This is a genomic window from Streptomyces sp. NPDC041814, assembly GCF_055590565.1.
Genome location: NZ_JBVJAM010000006.1, coordinates 136317 through 150793, shown reverse-complemented (window position 1 = coordinate 150793; position 14477 = coordinate 136317). Strand labels below are relative to the sequence as shown.

Sequence of the window (14477 nt, the reverse complement as noted above, 5' to 3'; positions counted from 1 at the left end):
ATTACTTGGCCTTCTCGAGGATCTCGACGATGCGCCACCGCTTGGTGGCGGACAGCGGCCGGGTCTCCATCAGGAGGACGCGGTCGCCGACACCGGCGGAGTTCTGCTCGTCGTGGGCCTTGAGCTTGTTCGTACGGCGGATGACCTTGCCGTACAGCGCGTGCTTCACGCGGTCCTCGACGGCGACGACGACGGTCTTGTCCATCTTGTCGCTGACGACGAGGCCCTCGCGGGTCTTGCGGAAGCCGCGCTCGGTCTTGGTCTCAGTCACAGTGTTCTCGCTCATCAGACGCTCTCCACCGTTTCGATGCCCAGCTCGCGCTCGCGCATCAGGGTGTAGATCCGGGCGATGTCCTTACGGACGGACTTGAGCCGACCGTGGTTCTCGAGCTGCCCGGTCGCCGCCTGGAAACGGAGGTTGAACAGCTCTTCCTTGGCCTCGCGGAGCTTGTTGAGGAGCTCCTCGTTGCCCAGCTCGCGCAGCTCGGACGCCTTGGTACCGGCCGACATCACGCTTCACCTGCCTCGCGCTTGACGATCCGGCACTTCATCGGCAGCTTGTGGGCCGCACGAGTCAGCGCCTCACGGGCGATCTTCTCGTTGGGGTACGACAGCTCGAACATGACGCGTCCGGGCTTGACGTTGGCGATCCACCACTCCGGGGAACCCTTACCGGAACCCATGCGGGTCTCGGCAGGCTTCTTGGTGAGGGGACGGTCCGGGTAGATGTTGATCCAGACCTTGCCGCCACGCTTGATGTGACGCGTCATGGCGATACGAGCGGACTCGATCTGACGGTTCGTCACATACGCCGGGGTCAGCGCCTGGATGCCGTACTCGCCGAACGCAACCTGCGTGCCACCCTTGGACATGCCGCTGCGCTTCGGGTGGTGCTGCTTGCGGTGCTTGACCCTACGGGGGATCAGCATTTCGGTCAGGCCTCCGTTCCGGTGCTCTCAGCAGCCGGAGCAGCGGCGGTCGCCTCGGCCTTGGGGGCCTCGGCGGCCGGAGCCGACTGCTGCGGCTTGCGGCCGCGGCCGCCACGCTCGCCACCGCGGCCACCGCGGCCGGCCGGGCGGTCAGCGCCGCCGCGGGCCGGGCGGTTGCCCGCACGGGCAGCAGCGTTCTCGGCGCGGACCTCGGCGATGTTCTTGACGTCGCCCTTGTAGATCCAGACCTTCACGCCGATGCGGCCGAAGGTCGTCTTGGCCTCGAAGAAGCCGTAGTCGACGTTCGCGCGGAGCGTGTGCAGGGGCACACGGCCCTCGCGGTAGAACTCCGAGCGGGACATCTCGGCGCCGCCGAGGCGGCCGCCGCACTGGACCTTGATGCCCTTGGCGCCGGCCTTCATCGTGCTCTGCATGCTCTTGCGCATGGCACGGCGGAAGGAGACGCGGGAGGAGAGCTGCTCGGCGACGGCCTGGGCCACCAGCTGAGCGTCCACCTCGGGGTTCTTGACCTCGAGGATGTTCAGCTGGACCTGCTTGCCGGTCAGCTTCTCCAGCTCGCCGCGGATGCGGTCGGCCTCGGCGCCGCGGCGGCCGATGACGATGCCCGGGCGAGCGGTGTGGATGTCGACGCGGACGCGGTCGCGGGTGCGCTCGATCTCAACCTTCGAGATGCCGGCGCGCTCCATGCCCTTCGTCATCATGCGACGAATGGCGACGTCTTCCTTGACGTAGTCCTTGTACAGCTTGTCGGCGTACCAGCGGGACTTGAAGTCCGTGGTGATGCCGAGCCGGAACCCGTGCGGGTTTACCTTCTGGCCCATTACCGGGTTCCTTCCTTGCTGCTGACGACCACGGTGATGTGGCTGGTCCGCTTACGGATCCGGTAGGCACGGCCCTGGGCACGCGGACGGAACCGCTTCAGGGTCGGACCCTCGTCCACGTACGCCTCGCTGATGACCAGCGAAGAGGCGTCGGTGTGGTCGTAGTTGTGTGCGGCGTTGGCAATGGCGCTGTCCAGCACCTTGCCGACCGGCACGCTCGCGGCCTGCGGGGCGAAACGCAGGACCGCCTGAGCCTCCGTGGCATCCATGCCACGGATGAGGTCCACCACGCGGCGGGCCTTCATGGGCGTGACGCGGATGTACCGCGCCTGGGCCCTGGCTTCCATGGTTGTCCCTTCGGTGTAAGTCATAGTCAGTCACCCCGCGTTAGCGGCGCTTCGACTTCCGGTCGTCCTTGACGTGGCCGCGGAAGGTGCGAGTCGGCGAGAACTCGCCGAGCTTGTGGCCGACCATCGACTCGGTGACGAACACCGGGACGTGGATCTTGCCGTTGTGCACCGCGATGGTGTGACCCAGCATGGCCGGGACGATCATCGAGCGACGGGACCAGGTCTTGATGACGTTCTTGGTGCCGGCCTCGTTCTGTACGTCCACCTTCTTGGCGAGGTGGCCGTCGACGAAGGGCCCCTTCTTGAGACTGCGCGGCATCTAAACCCGCTCCTAGCGCTTCTTGTTCGTCTTGCGGCGGCGGACGATGTACTTGTTCGACGCCTTCTTGGGCGAACGAGTACGACCTTCCTTCTTACCCCACGGCGAAACCGGGTGACGGCCACCGGAGGTCTTACCCTCACCACCACCGTGCGGGTGGTCGACCGGGTTCATGACGACACCACGGACGGTCGGGCGAACGCCCTTCCACCGCATACGGCCGGCCTTGCCCCAGTTGATGTTCGACTGCTCGGCGTTGCCGACCTCGCCGATCGTGGCGCGGCAGCGGGCGTCGACCAGGCGGATCTCACCCGACGGCATACGAAGGTGGGCCATGGTGCCCTCCTTCGCCAGCAGCTGCACGGAGGCACCCGCGGAGCGGGCGAACTTCGCGCCGCCGCCGGGCCGCAGCTCGATGGCGTGGATGGTCGTACCGACCGGGATGTTGCGCAGCGCCAGGTTGTTGCCGGGCTTGATGTCGGCGGCCGGGCCGTTCTCGACACGGTCGCCCTGCGTCAGGCCACGCGGCGCGATGATGTAGCGCTTCTCGCCGTCCGCGTAGTGCAGGAGCGCGATGCGCGCGGTGCGGTTGGGGTCGTACTCGATGTGCGCGACCTTGGCCGGCACGCCGTCCTTGTCGTGACGACGGAAGTCGATCACGCGGTAGGCGCGCTTGTGGCCACCGCCCTGGTGGCGAACGGTCACACGACCGGTGTTGTTACGGCCGCCCTTGTTGTGCAGGGGGCGGACCAGCGACTTCTCCGGCGTGGACCGCGTGATCTCGACAAAGTCGGCGACGCTGGAGCCACGACGGCCCGGGGTCGTCGGCTTGTACTTGCGGATACCCATTTCTCAGTCCTCGTCCGATTCCGGACGACTCGGCCTCACTAGGAGGTCGGGCCGCCGAAGATGTCGATACGGTCGCCCTCAGCGAGGGTCACGATGGCGCGCTTGGTGTCGGCGCGCTTGCCGAAACCGGTGCGGGTGCGCTTGCGCTTGCCCTGGCGGTTGATCGTGTTGACCCCGGTGACCTTGACCGAGAAGACCGCCTCGACGGCCTGCTTGATCTGGGTCTTGTTGGAGCCCGGCGCGACGATGAACGTGTACTTGTTCTCGTCGAGCAGCGCGTAGCTCTTCTCCGAGACAACCGGCTTGACGAGAACGTCGCGCGGGTCGGAGTAGGTCTTGCTGGTAACGGTCGCCTCGCTCATCAGGCGTCGCTCCCTTCGGTCTCAGCGGTCTGGGGGCCAGACACGAAGGACTCGAAGGCGGCCTGGGTGAAGACCACGTCGTCAGAGACGATCACGTCGTACGTGTTCAGCTGGCCCGGCTCCAGGATGTGCACCTGGGGCAGGTTGCGTGCGGAGAGCCACGCGGCCTCGTCGTTGCGGTCGACGACCAGGAGCAGGTTCTTGCGCTCCGAGATCTTGCCGAACAGCGTCTTGGCGGCCTTCGTGGAGATCCCACCCTCGACCACGCCGGTGACGACGTGGATGCGGGAGTGACGCGCCCGGTCGGAGAGGGCACCGCGGAGGGCGGCGGCCTTCATCTTCTTCGGGGTGCGCTGCGAGTAGTCACGCGGCTGCGGGCCGTGGACGACGCCACCGCCGACGAACTGCGGCGCACGGGTCGAACCCTGGCGCGCGCGGCCGGTGCCCTTCTGGCGGTACGGCTTGCGCCCACCACCGCGGACCTCGCCACGGGACTTGGTCTTGTGCGTGCCCTGACGGGCAGCTGCCAGCTGTGCGACGACGACCTGGTGGATCAGCGGAACGCTGGTCTTCGCGTCGAAGATCTCCGCGGGGAGCTCGACGGTACCGGCCTTGTCGCCTGCCGGCGAAAGGATGTCAATGGTGCTCATTACCTCAAGCCCCCTTGGCCGCGGTACGGACCAGGACGAGGCCGCCGTTCGGACCGGGGACCGCGCCCTTGATGAGGAGCAGACCCTTCTCCGCGTCAACCGCGTGGATGGTCAGGTTCTGGGTGGTGACGCGCTCGTTACCCATGCGACCGGCCATGCGCATGCCCTTGAAGACACGCCCAGGGGTGGCGCAGCCACCGATCGAACCGGGGGAACGGTGCTTGCGCTGCACGCCGTGACCGGCGCCGAGGCCCCGGAAGTTGTGACGCTTCATGACACCGGCGAAGCCCTTGCCCTTGCTCTTGCCCGTGACGTCAACCTTGACGCCGGACTCGAACACCTCGGCATTGATCTCCTGGCCGAGCGTGTACTCGCTCGCGTCAGGAGTGCGGATCTCCACCAGGTGGCGGCGCGGGGTGACGTCGGCCTTGGCGAAGTGACCCTTGAGGGGCTTGTTCACCTTGCGCGGGTCGATCTCGCCGAAGGCGATCTGCACCGACTCGTAGCCGTCGCTGTCGTTCGTGCGGACCTGCGTCACGACGCACGGACCGGCCTTGACGACGGTCACCGGGACAACCCGGTTGTTCTCGTCCCAGACCTGGGTCATGCCGAGCTTCTCGCCCAGGACGCCCTTGATGTTCTTGCTCATCTCGGCCGTCCCCTCAGAGCTTGATCTCGATGTCGACGCCCGCCGGCAGGTCGAGGCGCATCAGCGAGTCAACCGTCTTCGGCGTGGGGTCGAGGATGTCGATGAGGCGCTTGTGCGTGCGCATCTCGAAGTGCTCGCGAGAGTCCTTGTACTTGTGCGGCGACTTGATGACGCAGTACACGTTCTTCTCAGTGGGCAGCGGCACCGGGCCCGCGACCGACGCACCAGTGCGGGTCACCGTCTCGACGATCTTCTTCGCCGAGGAGTCGATGACCTCGTGGTCGTAGGCCTTGAGCCGGATGCGGATCTTCTGTCCCGCCATGGCTACTAGTAGTCCTGTCTCTCGTTTAACGCTCTGGAACCCGGGGTTCGGTAACTCCACCTCCGACCCACGCGGTCGGGCGTGTCGCATCCCCTCTACGTAGAAGTCCCGAAGGATTTCCCAACCAAGGGGGTGCGGGCCGAAGACCACGCTGCCGGGGGCGAAACCCCACCGGGTGCCTGGCCGGTGCCCCACTTACGCTTCCCGGAAGATTCCCGTACGTCCGGCCCGCATGGGGCCGACGAGTACTGTGGGACTCGCTTCCGGTCCTCCCGGCGGGAGGCGCGCAGCATTGACACTCAACCGAGCAACCTGGCTAGTGTGCCATACGGGCTGTGGGCCTGGCCAATCGGGCCCGGGATCTTACCCCTACCGAGTGGCTGGTCAAACGCGGGCGCGCCCCGGACGGCCCCCGGACCCCGCTCTTCCCCCATTATTCGGTCGTACGCGCGTGCTCACCCCCCCTACAGTTTCGGGCCGGGTACGGCAACGGCACGGGGGCGGAAGATCATGCGGACGCACTATCCACGGACCCCTCATCTGCCCTGGTCGCCCGGGGCCACCTCCGACGACGTGCGGATGACGGATCTCGCGGCGCTGGCCGGGACCGAGGTCGTCGTCACGGAGAAGCTGGACGGCGAGAACACCACGTTGTACGCGGACGGGCTGCACGCCCGTTCGCTGGACTCGGCGCACCATCCGTCCCGGACCTGGGTGAAGGCCCTCCAGGCCCGCGTCGGCCCCCGCATCCCGGCGGGGTGGCGGATCTGCGGGGAGAACATGTTCGCGCGGCACTCCCTCGCGTACGAGGCACTGGAGAGCCACTTCTACGGGTTCTCCGTGTGGGACGGCGACCGCTGCCTGGGCTGGGACCGGACCGTGGAGTTCCTGCGCTCCCTGGGCATCCCGGCGCCGCCGGTGCTGTGGCGCGGGGAGTTCGACGCGAAGGCGCTGCGCGCGCTGAAGCCGGACACGGGGCGGCAGGAGGGGTACGTCGTGCGGCCGGCGGCGGGCTTCCCGGCGGCCCTGTTCGGGCGCGTCGTCGGAAAGTGGGTGCGGCCGGGGCATGTGGTGACCGATACGCACTGGATGCACGCGGAGGTCGTGGAGAACGGGCTGGGCCCGGCGGCGGCGCTGTGGGCGGTGCGATCCGGAGCGCCCGTCGACCCGACAGCGCTGGCGGCGGCGGTGGGTGCCGGTCCGGAGAGCGGCCCGAAGCCCGCCCTGGCCGCCGCCGACGCCCTCGACGCCCTCGGCCGCACCGGTGACGACCGGCTCGCCGGCGTCCTCGCCGCCCTGCTGCACGGCACCCGCCGCACCGCCCTCGCCCCGCTGCTGGCCCCCGCCCTCGGCATGCCGCTCGCCCGCCGCGTCGCGGACCTCGTCGGGCTGGCCCCCGGGCTGCACCGCCCCTACCCCGACGAGGAGCGGCGCGCCTGGCTGGCCCGGATGGCGCTCGCCGCCGACCTGTCCGTCCTGCACGCGGTGTCCGGGGTGCTGGCGGACACCGCCGGGGCGCGGGAGCAGGTCGAGTGGTCGGCGCTGCACGCGGAGGAGGTGCGGGAGCCGGACGGGCTGGCCGGGGCTTTCGCCGACCTGGGGCCGGAGGCCGCCGCGCGCTGTCTGGCGCAGGCCCGCGAGGCGTACGCGGCCGGGCGCCTCGCCACCGCCGACGAGGCGGTCGCCGCGACCTGGCGGTGGCGGTCCGGGGACTTCCCGCGCCTGGTCCAGCTGGCCGGGCCCTCGGGCAGCGGCAAGAGCACCTTCGGCCGGGGCCTGCCGGGGGTCGCCACGTACCTCTCGCTGGACGACCTGCGCCAGGTCCGGGGCTCGCGCGCCGACCAGACCACCAACGGGGACGTGCTGCGCGAGGGCCTGGACCGGCTGGACGCGGCCCTGGTCCCCGGCGCGACGGTGGTCTGGGACGCCACCTCGCTCAACCCGCACCAGCGCTCCCTGGTCCACGCGGTCGCCCGCCGCCGCGACGCCCTGGTCACGCACGCCGTGGCCTGGATCGGCGAGGCGGAGCTGGCCGCGCGCAACGGACGCCGGGAGCACCCCGTACCCCCGCGGGTGCTGGCCTCGCAGCTGCACCGGTTCGTCCCCCCGTATCCCGGCCAGGCGCACCGCACCTGGTACATCGGCACCAGCGGAACCGTGGAGGACCGGGCCTGATGCGTACGAGCGAGGAGATCTACCACCGGGTCCGCTGGGACGCCCGCTTCGATGCGGCGCGCTTCGTGCTGGGCGTGGCGCAGCGCGGCCGGGAGCCGAAGCGGGTGCCGCTGGACCGGTTCACGCCCGGCGGCGACATCCCGTGGCACCGGGTGCTGTTCTTCGAGGCGGACGGCGAGGTGGTCTGGGACCGGGCGACGGGCACGGACCGCGTCGACGCGACGGAGGCGGGGCGGATACGGGAGGCGCGCCGCCTGCCTTCCCCGTACTTCACCGCCCGGACCCCGCACGCGTACTCCCCCGCGACGGGCGGCTGGGAACCGGCGCCGACCGGCGCGAAGGGCCCGGCGGGCCCGCTGACGGTCCTCACCTGGAACACCCTGTGGGACCGCTACGACAGCGACCGCATCGACACCGCGCGCCGCCGCCCCCTGCTGGCCGAGGCGCTGCGCGCGGCGGACGCGGACGTGATCGCGCTCCAGGAGGCGGAGCCCGCGCTGCTGACGCTGCTGCTGGGCTGCGAGTGGGTGAGTGCTCACTACACCCTCGCGACCGACCCGGCCGGGCACGACGTCCCCGACACCGGCCTGCTGCTGCTCAGCCGCCTGCCGGTGAGCGAGGCGGCGGTGCACGTACTGGGCCCGCACAAGGCGGTCGCGGCGGCGGTGGTGGAGACGGCGGAGGGCCCGGTCACGGTGGCGGTCACGCACCTCAGCAGCGACCACTCCCCCGAGGGCGCGGCCCGCCGGGACGCGGAACTCACTGACCTGGCAACGGGGTTGGCGGCGGTGGAGGGCGAGCTCGTCCTGGTCGGCGACTTCAACGACGGCGGCGACCGCCCGCAGACCCGCCTGGCGATGACGGACGCGTGGACGGAGGTGCGCGGCCCCGCCGACGACACCCCGACCTTCGACCCGTCGGCCAATCCGCTGGCCGCGATCTCGTCCCTTTCGGGGCGGGTGTCGCGTCTGGACCGGGTGCTGCTGCGTACGGACCGGCTGCGGGCGTGTACGGCTGTGCTGACGGGGGAAGCGCCGGGGCCGGGCGGGCTGTACGCATCGGATCACTACGGGGTACGGGTGGGGCTCGGCACGGCTTCCCTTCACACCGAAGGGGTGGCGGAACGCGTCGCCGCCGCCCTCCCCGGCGCGCATGTCCACCTCGTCGGCTCCCGGCGCATGGGCTGCGCGCGCCCCGGCGCCGACCTGGACCTGGTGGCGGCGCTCCCGGAGGTCGCGGGCGTACGGGACCGGATCGCTGCCGCCTTCCCGGAGGCGCGGGGCCTGCGCGAGGTGAGCGGGGCCCGTGTCCCCGGGCTGCGGTGGTACGTGGAGGGCCTGCGGGTGGACCTGGTCACCGTGGCGACGGGCACCCTGCCCCCGGCCGAGGCGGTGGCGCGCCGGGCGGAGCTGGGCGAGGCGGCGGCGGTCGCGCTGAGCGCGGTGACCGACGCGGAGGCGTTCCCGCGCCAGGAGCCGTTCACCGCGCTGGCCCGGCAGGTCAAGGAGTGGGCGGCGGCGAGGGGCCTGGACTCCGCCCCGTGCGGCGGCCTCCCGGGCATCGCCTGGACGACCCTCGCGGCCCGTACGGCACGCGAGGGCGGCGGCCTCCGGGACTTCTTCGCGACCTGGGCGGCCTGGGACTGGCGCGACCCGGTGGGCGAGGGCCCGGCAACGGACGCCCCGGTGACGGTGTACACGCCGACGCCCCCGGTCCGCTCGTGCACGACCCAAGTGAGCGTCGCCGGGCGGGACTTGCTGACGGCGGAGTTGTTCCGCGCCTGGGAACTCCTGGACGCGGCCCCGGACCGGCTCTGCGCCCCGCCGACGCTCACCGAACACCCCACGTGGGCCCTGGCCTCCGCGCACCCCGCCGAGGAGGGCCGCCTACGCGGCCGCCTCCTGGCCCTGACCGCCGCCCTGGCCGAGGCGGGCGCCCCGGACTGCCGCGTCTGGCCTCGCCCGGTCACGGTGACCGGCGGCACGGGCTACGCGATCGGCCTGGGCGCGACACCGCCGGACGGGGCCCGGCTGGCGGAGATCGGGGCGGAGGTACTGCGCGGGCTCAGGGGGGCGTCGCTGCGCCCCGGCCGGCGCCCACGCGACGCCTGAGAGCAGGCGCTACGGAGCCTCGTGCCGCGTCAGCCAGCTCGCGACCTCGTCCACCACGGCGGGGTCCACATGGCCGGGCCGCGCGTAGTCGGCCGGGGTGGACGGGCCGCTCCCGGCGAAGAAGAGGTGGTCGAGGCGGTCGTGGACGCGGATCGACACCCCCGGGCGGCCCGCGAGGGCGCGCCGCCAGCCCGCGAGGTCGTCGGCGACGGTCACCTGGTAGTCCCGGCCGCCGTGGAGGATCAGCATCGGGCACTCCAGCCCGGCCGCCGTGGCCGCCGGGTCGTAGGCGCGCAGGTCGAGCCAGTAGGAGGCGGAGAACCCCAGCGGCAGCGACTCCGGGGGCGTGTCGGGCGTGAGTCCCGGGTCCGCGACCGCGGCGGCCTGCCGGACCAGGGTCGCCACCATCTCGTCGGCCGCCGGCCCGGGCGCGAGTTCCGCCAGGTGGCGGGCCACCCGGACTGCCGCCTCGTGCATCGGCTGCGTGTCCGCGGCGAGCAGCACCAGGCCCGCGATCGACGGATCGGCCTCGGCGATCCGGGGCGCCGCCTTGCCGCCCATGCTGTGCCCCAGCAGGTGGATCCGGTCCGGGGCCACCTCCGGCCGCTCCCGCAGCAGCCGGACGGCGGCGAGGGCGTGGGGCACGTACTCGTCGGCCATCGTGAAGTCCGGCCGCAGACGGTCCGGGTGGGCGAAGGTCACCTTGTCGAAGCGCAGCACGGCCACCCGCCGGGAGGCGAGGCCCCACGCGAGGTCCTTGAGCGGCTTGTTCGCCCCGATGCTCTCGTCCCGGTCGAACGCGCCGCCGCCGCTGAGCAGCACCACGGCGGGCCACGGCCCCTCGCCCACGGGCAGGGTGAGCGTGCCGGGAACGGCGAGCGGCCCGGTGCCCACGACGACGGCGCACTCGGTGAACCGGTCCTCGTCCACGTACCCCGGCGGCTCCCACGCGGCGTCGCCCTGCGTGTCGAACCGCAGCCCCCGCAACAGCCCGTCGTCACCGGCCGACATGACGACGGTGAAGCCGCCTTCGGCGCAGACCACGGGTATGCGTACGCGCACCGAGCCCGGCTCGGCCACCGGCTCCCCGACGGCCGCGCGGCCGCCCCGTCCGGTGACCTCGGCCGCCCACGCGAGCCGCAGCTGCTCCCCGGACACGGCCGCGCGCAGCGGAGGCGCGAACAGTTCCACCGATTCCTCGAACCGCTCGGTCCGCAACAGTGCGGCAAATCGACGCGCCGCCTCCGACGCCCCACCCTCGACCATTCTCATAGCTGAGAAAGGTATCAGTCATGAGAAGGTGGTCGGGTGGATTCCTTGGACCTGCTCGCCCATCCCATCCGGCTGCGGATCGTTCTCGCGATGGGCGGCGCCCGCACCCTGACCACCTCTCAGCTCTGCGCCCGCATTCCGGAGGCGTCCAAGGCCACGGTCTACCGGCACATCGACCTGCTGGCGTCCGGCGGGCTTCTTGAGGTGGCCGAGGAGCGCCGGGTGCGCGGTGCGGTGGAACGGCACTACCGGCTCCGCCAGGACCGGGCCACGATCAGCCCGGAGGCGGTGTCCGCGCTCACCCCGGACGACCACCGGCGCGCCTTCGCCACCGCGATGACCGCCTTGCTGGCCGAGTTCACCGCCTACCTCGACCGCGACGGGGCCGATCCCGTGGCCGACCTCGTGGGCTACCGCCAGCACGCGCTCTGGCTCAGCCCGGCGGAACTGGAGGAGCTGATCGGCGGCCTGCGCGCGGCCATCGCCCCGAAGCTCGCCAACGAGCCGGGCCCGGGGCGCGCGCAGTACCTGCTCAGCCCGATCCACTTTCCGATGGAGGCGCCCTCCCCGGAACTCGGTGCGTAGGCGCTCCGCGCCTGATCAGTGGCAGCGCCAGCCCATGAAGTTGCTCGCCGCGGCATTCAGCTGGGACCAGGTGTGCGGACCCACGATGCCGTCCTGCTCGATGCCGACGCACGCCTGGAAGCTCCGGACCGCCCGCTCGGTGGCGGGTCCCCAGACGCCGTCCTTCTCCAGCGGGACGAAGGAGTTCGGGGAGAGGGCGTTGTTCAGCTCGCACTGCAACTGCGTCACCGCGGTGCCGCTGTCGCCGTAGGCCAGCTCGGGCTCCGCGGCGGTGTACGCACACTTGTCCGTGATGATCGCCGCGTTCGCGGCCGGCGCGGCCAGGAGGCCGCCCGCCAGGACGAGCCCTGCGGTGACGAGACCGGTCAACAGACGCTTGCGCATGGGTGTTTCCCCTTCGAGACGAGCCGGCCGAGCGCCGGACCCGGACCGACCGTAGGGGCGGCCCGGCCCGTTTCCGCCGTCCCGCGAGTCCCGGAGACATCCCGGGACGCGTTTCCGGGACGGGCCCTGGGGGGCCCGGGCTGCAGGAGCCCCCCGTCGGCCCGTCTCACACGGGGGCAGCGCCAGGCGTACGGAGCGAAGCCGCTCAGGCGGGGCCGGGCGACGAGACGGTGTCAGCGGTCACGGCTAGGGTTCCCGGTCGTGGGGTTCTCGGGGTCTTTCATCGTGGCGCGCGCCGACCGGCCGTTGACACGGTCGGCGGCGATGCGTGCGGCGGACTGTGTGCCGTTGTGGTGGGCGCGCGACGGCGAGTGGCAGATCCTGCAAGTGAGTCCCCTTGCGGACCCGGACGCTTCGATCGTCGACGAGACGCACGCTGCCGTCCTGGTCTGCCATGTCGTTGACAGCGACTTCGTGACCGTCCAGGCAGCGAGTCCCGACGGCCTGTCATGGCGCTGCGCTTTGTCGCCGGAGATGGCGCGGGGTTACGGCCTCCCGGGTGAGTGGATCGGCGACGCGGTCGACACGGGAAAGCGAGCCTGCGCATGGGCTCGAAGCGCCGGACTTCAGCCGGACCCGGTGGCACTCAGGACCGCCCTGGTGGCTGAGTCCGATCCGCTGGCGGAGGACCTGGTCTTCGCGCTCGTTCGTGCCTTGGGGTTCCGGTTCCGTGACGGAACGCCCCTGGACCCGCCGGAGGCGTGACCAGGGGCGCGCGAGGTCAGCAGTCGGCTGCGTACGAGACGAAGCCCGTCCACGCGGTCTCGCCGAAGGCGAGCTGCGGCACGGACAGGTCCTTGGAGTCGCGGACGTGCACCGCGCCGGGAGCCGCCGCGACCTCGACGCACGAGTCCCCTTCGCTGCTGCTGCTGTAGCTGCTCTTGAACCACTCGGTCTCGCGGGTCATGTGCGCCTCCCAGCGCGTGAAGGGTCAGCAGTCGGCTGCGTACGAGACGAAGCCCGTCCACGCGGTCTCGCCGAAGGCGATCTGCGGCACCGACAGGTCCTTCGAGTCACGGACATGCACCGCGCCAGACGCCGCCGCGACCTCGACACACTCATTGCTGTTGCCGTTGTCGCTGTAGCTGCTCTTGACCCACTCCAGCCGAGAAGCGTCGCCGCCAGAGTTCCTGATGATCATGTCTCTCCCAGTACTTGCTCGATGAAGGCTCGCGACTCCCGAGGCGTGAGAGCCTGAGCCCGCATGATCCCAGTTCGCAGTTCGATGACGCGCACGCGCTTCGGGTCAGCGACCGGACGGCTGCCGAACTCGCCTTCGGAGCGGCCAACGGCCGAACCGTCCCTGAACTTCAGCACCTCCATCACGCCCCCCATTCCCGCGTGGTCCTCGCGATTGGTCGGCATCACCTGGATCTCCACGTTCCGCAACTCCCCCACCTCCAAGAGGTGTTCGAGCTGACGTCGCAGGACCATTCTGCCCCCGAGAGGGCGCCGCAGCGTCGCTTCTTCCTGCACAAAGCTGAGCTCCGGTGCAGGTGAGCGGCTGAAGATGGACTTCCGAGCCATACGAGCAGCAACCAGCCGCTCCACCTCGTCCGAGGAGAAGGCGGGCCGACGCATCCCGAACAGGGCCCGTGCGTACTCCTCCGTCTGCAACAGGCCATGGATGTTGTGGCTTCCGTAGGCCGAAAGCTCGACGGCCTGCGCCTCCATCTTCGCCAGCTCACGCATCCTCTTCGGATACCGCACCTCCGCGAGGTCCTTCTTCATCGCGGCGATCTTGCCGCCCGCCCCGCAGACCTCGTCCGCCATGTCCAGCAGCTCCGGGCGGGGAATCCGGCGACCGCCCTCCACCTTGTAGATCAGGTTCTCCCCGTACCCCAGCCGCGTACCGAACTCCACCGCCGTCAGCCCCGCCGCCTCCCGCCACGCCCGGAGCTGGCGGCCCACGGCGGCGACCACCGCGACGCCCGATTCGTCGTCGGGGTCGACGTCCCAGCCCGGTTCGTCCGCCCCGGCGTCGGGCTGCCACTGCGTACCGATCTCGTCCACACTCATCCGTGCCCCGCTTCCGCGCGCGTGCCGTTCTTCCTCAACCGTGTACGTCCCCCGGGCGTCACCCCGTACAGCGGGGACAACGCTGGACAAGCTCGGGACAATGACCGTACGTAAGCACCGGGTCACTGTTCACGGTAGGGGCGCGCGGCCACCCTGAGTGACGTGAACCGAGAAATCACCCGAACCGAAACTTCCGCTCCCGCCCGGCAGTTCGCCGTTCAGCTCTCCCCCACGCGCCGGGGCGCACGGCTCGCCCGGCTGCTCACCACGGCGCATCTGGGCGACTGGGGGCTCCCCACCGAGGCGGCCGCGCACATCGTGGCCGAGCTGGCCGCGAACGCGGCGACGCACGGGCGGGTCCAGGGCCGCGACTTCCGGCTGAGCCTCACCGTCAGCCCGGAACACCGGCTGCGCATCGAGCTGACCGACACGCGGAGTGACCGCCTGCCCGTGCCGGACCACCCCGGTCCGTACGCCGAGAGCGGGCGCGGTCTGCTCATCGTCGCGGCGCTGGCGGACCGCTGGGGCGTCGAGGAGGGACCGGTGCCGCGCAAAACGGTCTGGGCCGAGCTCGACCTCGTACCGTGACGCCCCCGACC

21 protein-coding genes are annotated in these 14477 nt (G+C 71.1%); 5 read left to right on the top strand and 16 right to left on the bottom strand.

All coding sequences use genetic code 11. From position 1 onward, the window contains the following. Position 1: 1 nt before the first annotated feature. Genes rpsQ through rpsJ form a run of 11 tightly spaced genes read right to left on the bottom strand, consistent with a single transcriptional unit; the run spans position 2 to position 5272 of the window. Positions 2 to 286 (bottom strand): 30S ribosomal protein S17, encoded by a 285-nt coding sequence (rpsQ, locus tag ACZ6C6_RS17360; protein ID WP_136317111.1) that lies wholly within the window; start codon positions 284 to 286, stop codon positions 2 to 4. After that, positions 286 to 510 (bottom strand): 50S ribosomal protein L29, encoded by a 225-nt coding sequence (rpmC, locus tag ACZ6C6_RS17355; RefSeq protein WP_014047786.1) that lies wholly within the window; start codon positions 508 to 510, stop codon positions 286 to 288. Before rpmC ends, rpsQ begins: the two co-directional genes overlap by 1 nt. Beyond that, a complete protein-coding gene (gene rplP, locus ACZ6C6_RS17350) occupies positions 510 to 929 on the bottom strand; it encodes a 50S ribosomal protein L16 (RefSeq protein WP_018101222.1) in 420 nt (139 codons plus the stop codon). Before rplP ends, rpmC begins: the two co-directional genes overlap by 1 nt. Positions 930 to 934: 5 nt before the next feature. After that, on the bottom strand, positions 935 to 1771 hold the full coding sequence (gene rpsC / locus ACZ6C6_RS17345; RefSeq protein WP_018101223.1) for a 30S ribosomal protein S3: 837 nt from the start codon (positions 1769 to 1771) through the stop codon (positions 935 to 937). Further along, positions 1771 to 2118 carry a 50S ribosomal protein L22 gene (gene rplV, locus ACZ6C6_RS17340; RefSeq protein WP_004571827.1) on the bottom strand — a complete coding sequence of 116 codons (348 nt, stop codon included), beginning with the start codon at positions 2116 to 2118 and terminating at the stop codon, positions 1771 to 1773. The genes rpsC and rplV overlap by 1 nt, the downstream gene beginning before the upstream one ends. Before the next feature lie 40 nt (positions 2119 to 2158). After that, positions 2159 to 2440: a 30S ribosomal protein S19 gene (rpsS, locus tag ACZ6C6_RS17335; RefSeq protein WP_018101224.1), complete on the bottom strand. Its 282-nt coding sequence runs from the start codon at positions 2438 to 2440 to the stop codon at positions 2159 to 2161. Positions 2441 to 2452: 12 nt separating this feature from the next. Beyond that, positions 2453 to 3289 carry a 50S ribosomal protein L2 gene (gene rplB, locus ACZ6C6_RS17330; RefSeq protein ID WP_073964434.1) on the bottom strand — a complete coding sequence of 279 codons (837 nt, stop codon included), beginning with the start codon at positions 3287 to 3289 and terminating at the stop codon, positions 2453 to 2455. Between the two features lie 38 nt (positions 3290 to 3327). After that, positions 3328 to 3651, bottom strand: a complete 324-nt coding sequence (gene rplW, locus ACZ6C6_RS17325; RefSeq protein WP_003966958.1) for a 50S ribosomal protein L23 — start codon at positions 3649 to 3651, stop codon at positions 3328 to 3330. Continuing rightward, a complete protein-coding gene (gene rplD, locus ACZ6C6_RS17320; protein WP_111337409.1) occupies positions 3651 to 4301 on the bottom strand; it encodes a 50S ribosomal protein L4 in 651 nt (216 codons plus the stop codon). Before rplD ends, rplW begins: the two co-directional genes overlap by 1 nt. A 4-nt stretch (positions 4302 to 4305) precedes the next feature. Then, a complete protein-coding gene (gene rplC / locus ACZ6C6_RS17315) occupies positions 4306 to 4950 on the bottom strand; it encodes a 50S ribosomal protein L3 (protein WP_018101228.1) in 645 nt (214 codons plus the stop codon). A 13-nt stretch (positions 4951 to 4963) separates the two neighbouring features. Further along, a complete protein-coding gene (gene rpsJ, locus ACZ6C6_RS17310) occupies positions 4964 to 5272 on the bottom strand; it encodes a 30S ribosomal protein S10 (RefSeq protein ID WP_003948644.1) in 309 nt (102 codons plus the stop codon). A gap of 510 nt (positions 5273 to 5782) precedes the next feature. On the opposite strand from rpsJ, the gene ACZ6C6_RS17305 reads away from it, so the two are divergent. Together ACZ6C6_RS17305 and ACZ6C6_RS17300 are read left to right on the top strand one after the other, a co-directional pair. Beyond that, a complete protein-coding gene (locus ACZ6C6_RS17305) occupies positions 5783 to 7447 on the top strand; it encodes an RNA ligase family protein (protein ID WP_469203587.1) in 1665 nt (554 codons plus the stop codon). Then, positions 7447 to 9558 carry an RNA repair domain-containing protein gene (locus ACZ6C6_RS17300; protein WP_469203585.1) on the top strand — a complete coding sequence of 704 codons (2112 nt, stop codon included), beginning with the start codon at positions 7447 to 7449 and terminating at the stop codon, positions 9556 to 9558. The genes ACZ6C6_RS17305 and ACZ6C6_RS17300 overlap by 1 nt, the downstream gene beginning before the upstream one ends. Before the next feature lie 9 nt (positions 9559 to 9567). Here ACZ6C6_RS17300 and ACZ6C6_RS17295 read toward each other — a convergent pair whose 3' ends face one another. Then, positions 9568 to 10830, bottom strand: coding sequence for an alpha/beta hydrolase family protein (locus ACZ6C6_RS17295; protein ID WP_469203583.1), 1263 nt, complete (start codon positions 10828 to 10830; stop codon positions 9568 to 9570). Positions 10831 to 10866: 36 nt separating this feature from the next. On the opposite strand from ACZ6C6_RS17295, the gene ACZ6C6_RS17290 reads away from it, so the two are divergent. Then, positions 10867 to 11415 carry a helix-turn-helix domain-containing protein gene (locus ACZ6C6_RS17290; protein ID WP_469203581.1) on the top strand — a complete coding sequence of 183 codons (549 nt, stop codon included), beginning with the start codon at positions 10867 to 10869 and terminating at the stop codon, positions 11413 to 11415. A 15-nt stretch (positions 11416 to 11430) separates the two neighbouring features. Here the strand turns inward: ACZ6C6_RS17290 and ACZ6C6_RS17285 are convergent, their stop codons facing one another. Next, on the bottom strand, positions 11431 to 11799 hold the full coding sequence (locus ACZ6C6_RS17285; protein WP_469203579.1) for a peptidoglycan-binding domain-containing protein: 369 nt from the start codon (positions 11797 to 11799) through the stop codon (positions 11431 to 11433). A 285-nt stretch (positions 11800 to 12084) separates the two neighbouring features. On the opposite strand from ACZ6C6_RS17285, the gene ACZ6C6_RS17280 reads away from it, so the two are divergent. Beyond that, positions 12085 to 12564 (top strand): hypothetical protein, encoded by a 480-nt coding sequence (locus ACZ6C6_RS17280; protein WP_469203577.1) that lies wholly within the window; start codon positions 12085 to 12087, stop codon positions 12562 to 12564. Positions 12565 to 12580: 16 nt separating this feature from the next. On the opposite strand, the gene ACZ6C6_RS17275 is transcribed toward ACZ6C6_RS17280, so the two are convergent. From ACZ6C6_RS17275 to ACZ6C6_RS17265, 3 genes are read right to left on the bottom strand one after another with little or no spacing between them, the layout of a single operon-like run. Beyond that, positions 12581 to 12766 carry a DUF397 domain-containing protein gene (locus tag ACZ6C6_RS17275; protein ID WP_469203575.1) on the bottom strand — a complete coding sequence of 62 codons (186 nt, stop codon included), beginning with the start codon at positions 12764 to 12766 and terminating at the stop codon, positions 12581 to 12583. 24 nt (positions 12767 to 12790) lie between these two features. Continuing rightward, a complete protein-coding gene (locus ACZ6C6_RS17270) occupies positions 12791 to 13000 on the bottom strand; it encodes a DUF397 domain-containing protein (protein WP_469203573.1) in 210 nt (69 codons plus the stop codon). Next, a complete protein-coding gene (locus tag ACZ6C6_RS17265; protein WP_469203571.1) occupies positions 12997 to 13878 on the bottom strand; it encodes a helix-turn-helix domain-containing protein in 882 nt (293 codons plus the stop codon). Before ACZ6C6_RS17265 ends, ACZ6C6_RS17270 begins: the two co-directional genes overlap by 4 nt. A 162-nt stretch (positions 13879 to 14040) precedes the next feature. Here ACZ6C6_RS17265 and ACZ6C6_RS17260 point away from each other — a divergent pair, with 162 nt between their 5' ends. Further along, on the top strand, positions 14041 to 14466 hold the full coding sequence (locus ACZ6C6_RS17260; RefSeq protein ID WP_469203569.1) for an ATP-binding protein: 426 nt from the start codon (positions 14041 to 14043) through the stop codon (positions 14464 to 14466). Positions 14467 to 14477: the final 11 nt, after the last annotated feature.

Excerpts from the sequence above, each read along its gene's own strand:
- rpmC (WP_014047786.1), bottom strand. The coding sequence starts at position 510 with ATGTCGGCCGGTACCAAGGCGTCCGAGCTGCGCGAGCTGGGCAACGAG.
- ACZ6C6_RS17285 (WP_469203579.1), bottom strand. The coding sequence starts at position 11,799 with ATGCGCAAGCGTCTGTTGACCGGTCTCGTCACCGCAGGGCTCGTCCTG.
- rplV (WP_004571827.1), bottom strand. The coding sequence starts at position 2,118 with ATGGAAGCCAGGGCCCAGGCGCGGTACATCCGCGTCACGCCCATGAAG.
- rpsC (WP_018101223.1), bottom strand. The coding sequence starts at position 1,771 with ATGGGCCAGAAGGTAAACCCGCACGGGTTCCGGCTCGGCATCACCACG.
- rpsS (WP_018101224.1), bottom strand. The coding sequence starts at position 2,440 with ATGCCGCGCAGTCTCAAGAAGGGGCCCTTCGTCGACGGCCACCTCGCC.
- rplB (WP_073964434.1), bottom strand. The coding sequence starts at position 3,289 with ATGGGTATCCGCAAGTACAAGCCGACGACCCCGGGCCGTCGTGGCTCC.
- rplW (WP_003966958.1), bottom strand. The coding sequence starts at position 3,651 with ATGAGCGAGGCGACCGTTACCAGCAAGACCTACTCCGACCCGCGCGAC.
- ACZ6C6_RS17305 (WP_469203587.1), top strand. The coding sequence starts at position 5,783 with ATGCGGACGCACTATCCACGGACCCCTCATCTGCCCTGGTCGCCCGGG.
- ACZ6C6_RS17275 (WP_469203575.1), bottom strand. The coding sequence starts at position 12,766 with ATGACCCGCGAGACCGAGTGGTTCAAGAGCAGCTACAGCAGCAGCAGC.
- ACZ6C6_RS17265 (WP_469203571.1), bottom strand. The coding sequence starts at position 13,878 with ATGAGTGTGGACGAGATCGGTACGCAGTGGCAGCCCGACGCCGGGGCG.
- rplD (WP_111337409.1), bottom strand. The coding sequence starts at position 4,301 with ATGAGCACCATTGACATCCTTTCGCCGGCAGGCGACAAGGCCGGTACC.
- ACZ6C6_RS17295 (WP_469203583.1), bottom strand. The coding sequence starts at position 10,830 with ATGAGAATGGTCGAGGGTGGGGCGTCGGAGGCGGCGCGTCGATTTGCC.
- rpsQ (WP_136317111.1), bottom strand. The coding sequence starts at position 286 with ATGAGCGAGAACACTGTGACTGAGACCAAGACCGAGCGCGGCTTCCGC.
- rpsJ (WP_003948644.1), bottom strand. The coding sequence starts at position 5,272 with ATGGCGGGACAGAAGATCCGCATCCGGCTCAAGGCCTACGACCACGAG.
- ACZ6C6_RS17300 (WP_469203585.1), top strand. The coding sequence starts at position 7,447 with ATGCGTACGAGCGAGGAGATCTACCACCGGGTCCGCTGGGACGCCCGC.
- rplC (WP_018101228.1), bottom strand. The coding sequence starts at position 4,950 with ATGAGCAAGAACATCAAGGGCGTCCTGGGCGAGAAGCTCGGCATGACC.
- ACZ6C6_RS17270 (WP_469203573.1), bottom strand. The coding sequence starts at position 13,000 with ATGATCATCAGGAACTCTGGCGGCGACGCTTCTCGGCTGGAGTGGGTC.
- rplP (WP_018101222.1), bottom strand. The coding sequence starts at position 929 with ATGCTGATCCCCCGTAGGGTCAAGCACCGCAAGCAGCACCACCCGAAG.